The 12,609-nt window shown below is 48.1% G+C and carries 8 protein-coding genes; 3 read left to right on the top strand and 5 right to left on the bottom strand.

Going from position 1 to position 12,609, the window contains the following annotated elements; translation table 11 throughout:
- Nucleotides 1-279: 279 nt before the first annotated feature.
- Together CBW46_RS15980 and htpG are read right to left on the bottom strand one after the other, a co-directional pair.
- Nucleotides 280-774, bottom strand: coding sequence for a YoqH family protein (locus CBW46_RS15980; protein WP_089201005.1), 495 nt, complete (start codon nucleotides 772-774; stop codon nucleotides 280-282).
- A gap of 459 nt (nucleotides 775-1,233) precedes the next feature.
- A complete protein-coding gene (gene htpG / locus CBW46_RS15975) occupies nucleotides 1,234-3,114 on the bottom strand; it encodes a molecular chaperone HtpG (RefSeq protein WP_089201004.1) in 1,881 nt (626 codons plus the stop codon).
- Nucleotides 3,115-3,827: 713 nt separating this feature from the next.
- Between htpG and CBW46_RS15970 the strand changes: the two genes are divergently transcribed.
- Together CBW46_RS15970 and CBW46_RS15965 are read left to right on the top strand one after the other, a co-directional pair.
- Nucleotides 3,828-4,979: a glycosyltransferase family 4 protein gene (locus CBW46_RS15970; RefSeq protein ID WP_089201003.1), complete on the top strand. Its 1,152-nt coding sequence runs from the start codon at nucleotides 3,828-3,830 to the stop codon at nucleotides 4,977-4,979.
- A 230-nt stretch (nucleotides 4,980-5,209) separates the two neighbouring features.
- A complete protein-coding gene (locus CBW46_RS15965) occupies nucleotides 5,210-6,061 on the top strand; it encodes a patatin-like phospholipase family protein (RefSeq protein WP_089201002.1) in 852 nt (283 codons plus the stop codon).
- Nucleotides 6,062-6,412: 351 nt separating this feature from the next.
- Here CBW46_RS15965 and CBW46_RS15960 read toward each other — a convergent pair whose 3' ends face one another.
- The 3 genes from CBW46_RS15960 to CBW46_RS15945 all read right to left on the bottom strand — a co-directional run bounded on the left by CBW46_RS15960 (nucleotide 6,413) and on the right by CBW46_RS15945 (nucleotide 12,016).
- Entirely contained in the window at nucleotides 6,413-6,865 is a 453-nt protein-coding gene (locus CBW46_RS15960; protein ID WP_089201001.1) for a hypothetical protein, read from the bottom strand.
- A 932-nt stretch (nucleotides 6,866-7,797) separates the two neighbouring features.
- The gene (locus tag CBW46_RS15950) at nucleotides 7,798-10,503 is read right to left on the bottom strand and encodes a UxaA family hydrolase (protein WP_089200999.1); all 2,706 of its coding nucleotides are present in this window, start codon (nucleotides 10,501-10,503) and stop codon (nucleotides 7,798-7,800) included.
- Between the two features lie 1,225 nt (nucleotides 10,504-11,728).
- The gene (locus CBW46_RS15945; protein WP_089200998.1) at nucleotides 11,729-12,016 is read right to left on the bottom strand and encodes a hypothetical protein; all 288 of its coding nucleotides are present in this window, start codon (nucleotides 12,014-12,016) and stop codon (nucleotides 11,729-11,731) included.
- Between the two features lie 116 nt (nucleotides 12,017-12,132).
- Between CBW46_RS15945 and CBW46_RS15940 the strand changes: the two genes are divergently transcribed.
- The gene (locus CBW46_RS15940) at nucleotides 12,133-12,354 is read left to right on the top strand and encodes a helix-turn-helix domain-containing protein (RefSeq protein ID WP_089200997.1); all 222 of its coding nucleotides are present in this window, start codon (nucleotides 12,133-12,135) and stop codon (nucleotides 12,352-12,354) included.
- Nucleotides 12,355-12,609: the final 255 nt, after the last annotated feature.

The raw sequence follows: 12,609 nt of genomic DNA, 5'->3' as shown, positions 1-12,609 counted from the left end.
TGACAATCCTACGGCCTGGACGGTAACGCCGATCAATGACATCCTACGGCCCGGACAGCAACGCCGGGCGCTAGTAGTCCCGCGGCCCGGACAGCAACGCCGGGCGCTAGTAGTCCCGCGGCCCGAACGGCACGCCGATCGGTCACAATCCTCCGCCTGTACGGTAACGCCGATCGGTAATACTCCCGCATAGAGAGAAGCGCTGCCAGCTATACATGCATCTGCGAAAGTGTAAACTCTAAGCCACCTACTCGGTGGCTTATGTTTTATTCTCCCTCGTTAACGGCATGCCTGCAGGGTGTTTTGTAAAATAGCAGGTCCTAACTGATTGGTCATCGAGTTAGAAAGGCGCACTTCAACTATCGTGTTAACAGGCAGCTCGGCTGATATCTCGTCAAATTTGCCGACCCAAGGCGTGCCGCCGAACCAACTTGGCACGTCCTCCTTAACCAAATACATTTTGAATCGCCAACTGATAACTCCAGGTATCTGCGCGAAACCTTCATACTGGTCGTAATCTCCAAACGAGGAAGGCAAGGGCAGCCAATCGGCGTAAATGCCGACACTCTGCCTTTCTCTGACGGGACTTGTGGGCAATTCGGCATATGTTTTTCTTACTTGCGTAATCAGAGCAGTACCCTGAGCGTTAGGTATATCATTCACCGCATGAAGAACCACACTGCACGGATACGATACTTGCGGTTGTGTTTGAGCATGCACAGTTCCTACGTGAGGTAGGCAAACGCAAAGCAATAGCACTAAAGTTTTTACCATTTTCTAGACTAACCACCCTCGGCTTTTTGGTTAGTTTAACCGGTTTGGTTTTTGGGAATCCGAATGCAGATGGATGAAAGTAGCCCCTAATTCATTGTTCTAATGATGAATTCTACATAATACAACAATAATCGACAAAAATGCAAAAACTAAAATTAGTTCTTTTTATCCCGTTTCACCTGATGTAATATAGATTTTACAAGGACATAATTCCATATCTGTGAGAGGTATCGGCCAAATGACGCGTAGCGAACTTTATTACTGCCTCCATTGTCGAAAGTTAGTACAAATCAACGAGCACTCTAGTGTGTTCAAAACGGGATTCACCTATGTCGAAAAAAAGCAGTATCCTGTCGGTTACTGCAAAAAAGAGCTGGCTCCCTCCATGTAATGCCCAAAAACCCAAGCGTACCGGAAAGCCGCTTGGGTTTTACACGTTCCTATTCTATCTACCCTTTTTCACACCATGATCTTGCAAATGTCGTTTGTGAATTCGACAGGATCATTCACCGGAAGACCTTCGATCAGCAGCGCTTGATTATACAGCAGATTAGTATACAGCTTCAGTCTGTCCTGGTCTTTTTCATGAGCATGCTTCAGCGCCTGGAACACCTCATGATTCACGTTGATTTCCAGCACCTTGTCGGCTTTGATGTCTTGGTTGTTCGGCATAGCCTTGAGTATTTTCTCCATTTCAATCGTCAGCTCGCCCTCAGCGGACAGGCATACCGGATGCGATCTGAGTCTCTTGGACGTCTTCACCTTTTTCACTTTGCCCGACAGGATGGTTTGCATGGATTCGAACAGGTCCTTGTTGCCGCTGTCCTCGGCCTCAGCCTGATCTTTTTCCACATCCGAGTCGATGCCCAAGTCGCCGCTGGACACGGATTTGAACTCTTTCTCTTTGTAGCTCATGAGCATTTTGATCGCGAACTCATCGATATCGTCGGTAAAGTACATGATTTCGTAGCCCTTCTCGGAGATAACCTCGATCTGCGGGAGCTTCTCAATGCGCTCGATTGATTCTCCGGCCGCGTAATAAATGTACTTCTGATCCTCCGGCATTCTAGATACGTATTCATCGAGAGTGACCAGCTTTTTCTCTTTGGAAGAGTAAAACAGCAGCAGGTCCTGAAGCACGTCTTTGTTGGCTCCGTAGTCGCTGTACACGCCGTATTTCAGCTGTCTGCCAAACGATTTGTAGAATTTTTCGTAGTTCTCTCTCTCGTCTTTTAACATGCTTTGCAGCTGGCTCTTGATTTTGTTCTTGATGTTTTTGGCGATCAGGCTCAGTTGTCTGTCGTGCTGCAGCATTTCCCTGGAAATGTTAAGCGACAAATCGTCCGAATCCACCATACCTTTGACAAAGCTGAAATAATCCGGCAGCAGGTCACCGCATTTGTTCATAATCAGCACGCCGTTGGAGTACAGCTCAAGCCCCTTCTCATATTCCTTCGTGTAATAGTCGAAAGGCGTGTTTTCGGGGATAAACAGGATCGCGTTGTACACCACCGCACCGTCCGCGCTGATGTGAACATGCTTGAGCGGCTTATCGAAGCCGTAGCGTTTTTCGGTGTAAAAATTCTCATAATCCTCTTGCGTCAGCTCATTCTTGTTCTTGCGCCAGATAGGGACCATGCTGTTGATCGTTTGCTCTTCGTGGTACTCTTCGAATTCATCGTCGCTGCCTTCCTTCGGCCGCTGCTTCGTCACGTCCATTTTGATCGGATATCTGATGAAATCGGAGTACTTCTTGATGATCGCTCTTAGCCGATACTCTTCGAGGAATTCATCGTACTGGTCATCCTCGGTGTTCTCTTTAATTGTCAAAACGATCTCGGTTCCAACCGAATCCTTCTCGCGCGGTGTAATCGTGTAGCCGTCCGCGCCCGTCGATTCCCACTTAAACGCCTCGTCGCTGCCCAACGCCTTGCTGGTAACAGTGATCTTCTCCGCTACCATGAACGCCGAATAGAAGCCAACCCCGAACTGGCCGATGATGTTGTGGCCGTCTTTCACTTCGTTTTCTTTCTTAAAAGCAAGCGATCCGCTCTTCGCAATCACGCCCAGATTGTTCTCGAGCTCTGGCTGCGTCATGCCGATCCCCGTGTCAGTGATCGTTAACGTTCTGGCGGCCTTGTCCACGGCGATTTTTATGTAATAATCCTCTTTGTTGAACACGAGCTGCTCATCGGTTAAAGCCTTGTAATACAGTTTGTCTATCGCATCACTGGCGTTGGAAATGAGTTCTCGCAAAAAGATTTCTTTCTGCGTATAAATTGAGTTGATCATCATGTCCAGCAATCGTTTCGATTCCGCTTTGAACTGTTTTTTTGCCATGAGTGGATCTCCTTTCTAAAGTCAACTGCCCTCAGCGTTAGCAGTCTGCAGTTTCGAGTGCTAATTCTTATTTTTTATATAACATACTGAGATTTTGGGTGTCAACTGTTTTGACGCTTCAGCCATCACAGGGCGTTTTTACCGTGGGCTGGGAGTGATCCTAGTGAGTGATCGGTGGAGAGAGTGTAAAAATATCGTGGGCCCGCAGCGTTCTTAGATTGTACGGCCGTGGCAAAAAGAAAATTGGTAGTTCAACTGCTGGTAAAGTTTGGCGGATAACGCCAGCCGGTTAACGCTCAAGCAGAATGGCCGTGTCACCATGCTGATTGTGCTGCTCACGCGTTAGCGCGATAGTATAATAATGTCTCGTCAAACACTGCGGAAAAGCATTCATCTTTCTTATGAGCACCTGTTTTGACAATATAATAGATCATTCCGCCCCGTCTCCATCACATCGTTGGAAACGGTCGGAAAAGCTTTTGCATGTGCATTATAGCACGACCGCAAAAAATATCCATATCGTACACCTAATTACTGGACAAAATTAACACCTGGCGGAGTTGCCCCCATCCCATACTCAGCCGCACGGAGCGTTTGTCACCCCCTGCTTCACAATTTCATTTTTTATTTATATTCATCTGACAATGGAGTAATAAATGCACGGTAAGCTAGAGTTATCCGATAAGCCGAAGTCAGCAAGGAGGAGAGTTCAGATGCGGATAGCTCTATTTTCCGATACCTTTTCCCCTGAAGTAAATGGCGTAGCGTTGACGTTAAAAAGGTTCACCGAACATCTCGAGCATCGTAACGTGCCTTTTCGGACGTTCGTACCCAAATGCACAGAGGAGGACATATTCACCAATGGCATCCAGCGTTTTTCCAGTCTTCCTTTTATGCTTTACCCGGAATGCCGGATCGCCCTGCCGAACTATTTTAAAATCTACAAGCAGCTACAAACGTTTCAGCCGGACCTGATTCATATCGCCACCCCGTTTAATATGGGACTGTGTGGTCTGCACTATGGGAGAAAGCATGCCGTACCTCACGTTGCCTCTTACCATACCCACTTTGATCGTTATCTCCAGTATTATCGCCTTCAGTTTGCCGCTCCTTTATTTCGCCACTATATCCGCTGGTTCCACCAATCTTGTCTCGTGACCTTTGTTCCATCGCTTGAAACAGCCGAGCAGCTGCAGCAGCAGGGCATACAGGGATTGGATCTATGGCAAAGGGGAATCGACTGCCGTCTGTTCCATCCCGATAGAAAGAACCCCGCCATTCGTGAGAAATATAACTTTCAGGAGCAGTTTATGTGCCTATATGTAGGCCGGCTCGCACCGGAAAAAGACTTGGATATCATGATTGAGCTTTGGAATCGGATGCCCGCCGCTCTTGGCAGCAGGATCCGCTGGTTTATCGTGGGCGATGGCCCCCTGCTAAAAGAGCTGCGAGCCGCGGCACCACCCAATGTCACTTTTACCGGATGTCTGCAGGGCGAGTCGTTAGCCGAGTTATATGCCTCAGCGGACTTATTCGTATTTCCGTCCAGCACCGAAACGTTCGGCAATGTTGCGCTGGAAGCGCTGGCTTCGGGCACACCCGTCATCGGCGCAAGATCCGGAGGCGTGCAGGAGATTGTACACCACGGCAAATCAGGCCTGCTCTGTGCGCCGCGCGATACGGATTCTTTCGTCCGTGCCATTGTCAGCGTGCTGGAGCAGCCCGATAAGTTAATGAACTTTGGACATGAGGGCAGGCTGTATGCTTCAACCCAATCATGGGAAGCCATTTTTGACGGTCTCCTGCTCAAATACGCACGGATCCTAGGCTCAACCGGCTCTATCTGTGCCACATCTTCCGCTTAACTTTCCGCCGTCGGCGTGCTCCGATTCCCACCGCCCATATTTTTATATTAAGAAAAGGGGCAATTGCTCCCCTTTTTGTGTGCTATTATTTTACAGTAAAATCCCTCTGATCAGTAAAAATGGCCACTTTTAACATGTTGTTATTACGCATGCTAAATTTTTATATATGTGGGGATTACCTTCAAATTGGCAGTGCATAATAAAAAAAACAATGCGAAGGGTTTGTTGTTATGGGTAAGGTGGGAATTGCATTAGGGGGTGGCGGCGTCGCCGGTACCGCCCATATCGGGGTGTTGTCCGCTTTGGAGGAAGCCGGCATCCGTATTGATTGCATTGCGGGCTCCAGCTCCGGTGCCATAATCGCCGCATTGTACTCGTATGGTTATTCCGCCGGCGAACTTATGACAATGATTCCAACCATTAACCGCAAGTGCCTTGATTATGACTACTTCAATTTCATACCAGCCATGATCAAGCGCCGGCCAAAATTGAAGGGACTAATTAAAGGAGAAAGAATACTAAATTTCATTGCGGACAAAACCGGAGAAGCCTACATGAGCGATCTGAAGCTGCCTGTGTCGATCACGGCCACCGATTTGAGCTATGGCAAGCAGATTCTGTTCGCTTCGCGGCCTTTACAGCGGGATTACACAGATGTGGATGTTGTCCATGATATTAGGGTAGCTGATGCCGTGCGGGCAAGCTTGTCGATACCGGTATTGTTCAAGCCGTATTTTTTCAAAGAGCGCGTATTAATCGATGGCGGACTAATGGATAATTGCCCGGTTGATGCCGTGCGTGCTTTGGGAGCTGACCAGGTCATCGCGGTGGATTTGATTAGTACGATTCCGTCGAAAGTGCCGGTCGACTCATTAAGATCGATTGTCGCCCGGTCGGTAACGATCAACCTCGCCCTGAAGTCCAAGCAGCATACAAAAAGTGCTGACATCGTATTACGTCCGGAGGTCGGTCCTATCGGCGTTTTCGATTTTGCAAAGCTTGGCCATTGTATCGATGCCGGATACGAGTATACCAGAGGTCAGATTAAACATATAAAAGAAGCGTTGAAATGGAATGCGTAAGCTTTTCCGATGAAACATTTGTGTAAACCCGCGTGAAACAGAGATGTAACAATGTCCGACCCGATGTGAAAAGAGCACCGAGAGCTGGAGGATGATTTGTCTACAGGGAGTGGAACAACAAGCATCAGACCATGGATACAGTCACGCGTATTATCACAAATGAGGCCCTGTATGCAGTACGAGAGGGCGTGCTCACCCTCAGCAAGAACATTCTGTGCTGCTGTGAAATCACCGGCCAAGGCGAAGGTCGACTTACAGGGCAAAACAAAAAAGATAAATCCAATCATGTTAGTAATATGTCTATTACGACATCTAATTGTTATGTTCCCTGCACGTGACGGGGCTGCGTTGTCATTCATCTTCAATGATTATCGCGGTGTCACCAGATTCATTTTGTTGTTCATGCGTAAGCGCAATTGTCCATGTGAGCGTCTCATCGAGCAGATACATATCTTGGGGAAAGGCGTTTATGTTGCTCAACAATACGCCCTTTGAACAATAGAACATATGATTGCGACCTAGCTCCATTATTTCATCCGAAATATCATAATCCCAAAACAATATAAAATTTTGAATGTTTTTGTCGTCTAAGAGTGTGCTAAGGGCACTGATAGGAAAAATGGCACGCTGTCCTTCTTGTTGCTTGTAGCAGCACCACAGGAAATATCCACACTTGACATATGTATAATCGTTGAAATATACGCTGCTGGTATTTATGAATTTTGTGATATATGTCCGTCTGAGCACGTCTGTTTTTGGTGTTTCCACTTTGTTTAGGCGATTTAATGAGAAATCTCTGTTCATGTGAATATCCACCTCCTCTTACAATGATAAAGGGGTAGCCGTAGACTATGCCTTGCGGGATTTAATCCCTTATTTCCACTCAATTATGCCAGTGATGTGGTCTATTCTCTGACCAAATTGGACTGAGTGCCAGTGATGTGCTCTCACTCTTTGACCAAATTGGACTGTGTGCCAATGAGGCTTATTTAATGGCTCATAACGCCTATCGGCGTAGAGATGTGCACTGTCCCACAGCGGACAATAGCCCGCCCCTGTCGCCGTACTAGCAACGGTTCTCGCATTTGTTAACACAGGGGAGTAGGTGTTCATGTCATAAAATGCCCTTAGCGCCGCGGCTTCCGAAGAGATTGGTGAACCAATCAGATTGCCGTCACCTGGTGCCCATCTGGGTTCTGTTACAAAGTGCCTATACTGGTTACTGCTAGTGTAGACCAGTGTTCTTGTCTGAGCCGTAGACTTCGCGGCGTCGGCTTTGTAAGTACTAGCTTCGTACACCCCACTGTTGTCCACGATTGCCGTGTCATGGGCCGCTACATCAGCCATAGCATAGCTTATTACCGCGGCTGCCCCTACTAAGGCGATAAAATCCGCGACTGGAAGCGGACCGTGTAATGCGGCAATGCCGCCCAAGGTCACAAAACGTCCGGCGCTGTGGCTTACCAAAGTGCCACAGGTCGGCTGTTTCCTTTCCATCTTTACTCAAAACTTTGCATGGCAATCGATAAAACGAAAAAAGGAGCGAGCAGAAATAACCCCTCTGCTTCCCCTTCCCTATCGAAAACAAATAACTCAGTTCACGCCGAGCTGCCCTCGAGCAAGATCATCTATTACTGAACAGCCTGTTCACATTCGGTTCCCAGATGGTGCATTACTGCACCCTTGCATCCCCTACGCATTTTCAAGCCAGGAGTGAACCTCAGCTTATGTCCTGTTCACAACGAGACGCCCAGGAGCCCACGTGTTAACTGAAAATCCACGTTACCCTGTTGAAACAGACGAGGAGTATAACTATGCTCGATGGTTTGCTTACAGCTCTCGACAATCTGGTCGTTCCAGGTAGCGGGATTCCCACTGAGCAGCAGATCCAAATCAGTCGCATACGCTTCCGGCATAGTCGGTTCCGAAGCCACTTGGAGCATAGGCACGAACGGATGCGTCTGCATCGGGCGGTGGACCAACGCTATCATTAATTCCACACCCGTTGCTGCTAAGCCCGTGACGGTCTCAACCCAATGCTCGGTCGGCGTCTCCATGATGTGGAAACCGGAGCGACGGGCATGTTCGCCATAAGCCAATGACGGCGGGACGTTGGCTGTATCGAATAAATTGCCATGGTAAGCGGCAGTTGCAAGCAATCCGCTGTTCTCGGGGACAACCACCATACCGCCTGCACCGACAATCATTTTCGTCAACATCGACAGTTGTTCACCAACTGCGTCTGTCACCGAGCCGTCGCTTAATATCCCAATTCGCAGCGCGTCCAGCCCGACAGTCTCTTTCGTGGATGGTCCAGTTGCTGCCAGACGTTCAGCAAACCACGCTTCCACCTTCTTAGTGACCTTATCAATCCCGCCGTCAAGCTGGATGCTAGCAAAGCCAAGGCGGCTTGGATCCACCCCCATCTGCTCCATCTCGTGACGCATATAGTCGTTATGTGTTTTCTCACAGCCATGTTCCAGTAGCAGACAGTGCTGGACTAGCGGGTGGGTAACATAGCCGATCATAGTGCGGGCATACAACTGCTCGGGTTGACCAGCCGAATTACCGCATCCTTCCGTATGAGCCAAGGCCACAAAGCGCGAGATATTCGAGGGCTGCCCAAGCCCCTTTTTGTTCAGTCGTAGTGCAATCATATTCGCCACCTGCCCGGCACACAGACTGGTGGGCAGGATTAAGCCAATGTGGTCACTCGCGCGATGGTTTTGGTGCCGTTTTAATGTGAATCGGATGGAGCCGGTATCCACGGCCGCTGCATCCGTCCGAATGGCGATCGGTTCACCCGTTGGCTGAGGCGCGTTCAGCAGCGTGTCCAGCTGGCTGGAATCGGTTTGCCGCCAGTTACGCCAGATCTGTACCTGGGAATGGCCGGCCTTTTCACCAACAGTGCGCTGACCGGAGGCTATTTTTATCGAGAGCTCAAATGCTTGCTTCCCCAGCTCATCCATGGAGACACCATCCAGGTACTGGCCGGCGTTGATATCCATATCATTGGCTAGTAACTGGAAACGACGCGTCGTTGTCACCACCTTGACCGTCGGCACAAAAGGAAAATTAGTGATCGAGCCATTGCCTGTCGTAAAAAAAATCAGATTGCAGCCGGAAGCCACCTGCCCCGCAATACTCTCGAGGTCATTACCGGGGCTGTCCATAAAATAATATCCAGACTCTTTCATGAGCGCACCATAATCAATCGCATAGTCAAGGCGAGTGGCTGGGTCTTTTTTGCGGGCAGCACCAATGGACTTGAGGTAAATGTTATACAGGCCACGGTATTTATTACCACCCGATGGGTTTCCTTCAGCGTTAGCGCCATGCCACGACGTACGCTCCTTGAATTGTGCTACAAGTGCTAAGAATTTACGAGCGGTTTCAACATCACGCACTTTTTGCAAGACATAGGGCTCAGCACCAATTAATTCATCGGTTTCAGCCAGGCTGGCGGCGCCGCCGTAGCGTATCAATTCCTGCACGATCCAGCCCAGCAGCGGATTAGCAGAAATACCGGAAAATGCGTCTGAGCCGCCACATTGTAGTCCAATCTTTAGATTGCTAATGGATTCTGGTGTCCGAACCATGGCGTTAACCTTTGGCAGCCAATCACGCACAATAGTTTCCCCTATGGTCAAGTTATCCTGAAAGCCGCCTGCAATGGACAGGAACCGATGCAGCACATCCTCCAATGGATAGTTGTGTTCGCGCATATACGCTTCTACCATCTCGTTCGTCACGGATTCAATACCGTAATCTACTATCAAGACCGCACCCACATTGGGATTGACGATAAAACCAGCCAACGTGCGCAGCAACAGCTCTCGGTTGTTAGGTTGTTCCGTACCGCCCTCCGTATGTGCCACGGGGACAATCCCATCCACTTGGGGATAATTCGTCAATTCTCCTTGTAAACGAGCGGCAAGCTGCTTCACATAGCTGCCCGTACGTGAGGTGGTGCCCAACAAAACTATCGTGTTACGGGTACCGACACCGCGGGCTTGGCTGCGCCGATAGCCCATGAAGGTGCGAGTTTCCGGGTAAGCGGGCAATGCTGGTGCCGGTTGGAAACTCCCCTCGTCAAGGACATACGGTGGCACTTGGTCCGCAAAATTGGGCGTCTCCGGCAGCGTAAATTTCAGCGAACGCACACTAAGCGCCTCCAACACATCCTTGTTGATCACATAATTGCCGGGCTGAATCGCGCGCAGAGCCACACCAAAGGGTAATTCCCAGGAAAGTAAGTCTTCGCCTGGGGCGACCGTCTTCACCGCGAAGCGATGACCTTCCATGACGGTGTAATCCAAAGTCAGGGTTTGACCCTGATAGTGAACGATGGTGCCCGCGTCCAGTTGTCGAGTGGCAATAGCAACATTATCTCCTGGTAAGGGAAGTCTACCGACTTCATCGAAGTGATAAGATACGTTCATTGGTTATAGCTCCTTATTTAAGATTTCGCTTGAGTTTCAACATCAATTCGCAGCCTCAAAGATGCGTGAACTGCTTGCTGACCGCCAAAGGGAGGGATTGAAACCGATTACACAAAGTTGAAATCGAGCATTCGTTTGACGCCTGCTTATGCAACTATTGTATCATAGGTTGACAATAACTGGCTGATGTTTTCTGCGCAAAGGGAAGGTTCTTTACATTGGTCTTTTCTGAAAGGACAGCTGCAGCGCTCGCTGTAATGAAATTGTGGCTATGCTTCTGCAATGCTTTTGCTCACCAGATGGACATTATGTATACCGTATCTGTCCTGTTCCCCCATCCCAACTCTTGAATCCATTAATAAAGGAATTCTATGTTAAAACGAATTCCGATATTCTGGCCCGTGACCGACAGTGGTGAAATGAAAGACACCTACTTTCGCTGTAGGTGTTTTTCACTGAGATATGGTAATAATGTGGCAACCGCCCGGTATTCACTCTGTATATAGTATTTCATCTCGATTGTGCTAACTGAACGCAATTTCGGTATCGCATGGCGAGTTAGTCTGATTCTGGTAGACTGTGTTACAGTCGGTTGAAGCCTGGATTCAGGCGTTTAAATCGCGTGAAATCATTCATTTGGCAGGGGTGCATTAAAATAGGCACTCCACCAGTGCCTAACATTGCTTCCAGTGCAGCTGGGTGGACTTGCAAAATTGCTTGCGGTTCTGATTAGCCTCGGCAAGCATAGCTCGAGCAGTTTTGGGCTAGTATGTTCGATTGCGTATAACATCTGATTCGTCACATCGGCATCACGTGATCTTGCCTCAGCCGCAGTTAATGTAATTATCCACATTGTTCATTGTGCGTTCATTCGCTCATGTTGAGTGGCAAATGTCCATATCATGGCCGAGCGGTTTGTATAACACTAGCAAATAGAATGAATGGAAAATTTCGAATTAACAAAACGGGGAGCGCGGCTCCAACTCGCTTACATGATATCGGCTCAATGTTGTGGATAGCTTCTCATTTGAAGCTAAACAATGTGTGGATAAGTTACTTTGTGGATATGTTAATAACCATATAAAAAGATATGCACATCAGCATCCTAAATGTTGTTGATTCTGTGGATAACGTTGTGGATAAACCTAGTAGCAAGATGTATCATCACGGAAGTCAGGTACACAATTTCGGAAATGGCTATCCCTCGCTCTTCACAGAGCATGAATTATTTTGAAACCAGAGTCTCGTCAGCATGAAGCAAATACATCAGCATTTCAATGCCGTCCTTTACTCCTTTTATGTAAAGCCATTCCCTTTGCAGCGCATCCATCTGGGTCTGGAGCTCCAGCCAGGCTTTAAGCTTATCTGTTGTGTCTGGGGACACCTGGGCGAAGATGATGTGCTCAATTGCGTTTGATTCCTCCTTTATTGCCGCGTATTGTGGTAATGTTTCAACTTCGTGCGAGAGCACATCGAATCTGTCCAACACCATCTGTTTGATTAGTCCGTGCACATGATCACTCCTTCTAACTATGCATTAATGCGATACGTATTTGCGTACCAACCTGGAAACAATTATATGGTACGTTATCGCGTATAGTCAATGTCTGTGCGGAGGTGCTGTGATCAGTGAAGAAGGTTGAAGTAAAAATACAGACGTTAACAAAGCAACGAGGCATATCATTGCGGGAGCTATCTCGATTAGCTGACGTTAGGCACGCGGCACTCAGTGAACTGGCTAGCGGCAAACGTTCCAATATTAACTTTTCACACATAGAAAAAATCGCTGAAGCCTTATGCATCAGCGATATTCGTGAGATTATTGATTTAGTCGAGGTCGGCCGGGATTAGTAAGACCAGACGTGTAGTTCCAGTCACAGGTTGGTAAGAAGAACAAATGCACCGTATGCGGGAACATGTGGACGTTGTTTGGGTTCTGTATTAGTTGGTTAAAACCGAGTCTGTAAAATATTTTGTGTAAACTCTCAAACCATACATTAAAATGGAAGAAAGGTTGGTTTGAGAGGATGGCTGAAATGGCTCGATTTAACAAAGACCAAGTGAAGGCTTTTGTAAAAGAAAATAACTTGAAAACCATGGATGACG

Source organism: Paenibacillus xerothermodurans (assembly GCF_002220865.2).
GTDB classification, from domain to species: domain Bacteria; phylum Bacillota; class Bacilli; order Paenibacillales; family NBRC-103111; genus Paenibacillus_S; species Paenibacillus_S xerothermodurans.
This window is presented reverse-complemented; position numbering and strand designations above follow the sequence as displayed.

Coding starts and splice junctions, on each gene's coding strand:
- CBW46_RS15980 (WP_089201005.1), bottom strand. CDS start 774: ATGGTAAAAACTTTAGTGCTATTGCTTTGCGTTTGCCTACCTCACGTA.
- htpG (WP_089201004.1), bottom strand. CDS start 3,114: ATGGCAAAAAAACAGTTCAAAGCGGAATCGAAACGATTGCTGGACATG.
- CBW46_RS15970 (WP_089201003.1), top strand. CDS start 3,828: ATGCGGATAGCTCTATTTTCCGATACCTTTTCCCCTGAAGTAAATGGC.
- CBW46_RS15965 (WP_089201002.1), top strand. CDS start 5,210: ATGGGTAAGGTGGGAATTGCATTAGGGGGTGGCGGCGTCGCCGGTACC.
- CBW46_RS15960 (WP_089201001.1), bottom strand. CDS start 6,865: ATGAACAGAGATTTCTCATTAAATCGCCTAAACAAAGTGGAAACACCA.
- CBW46_RS15950 (WP_089200999.1), bottom strand. CDS start 10,503: ATGAACGTATCTTATCACTTCGATGAAGTCGGTAGACTTCCCTTACCA.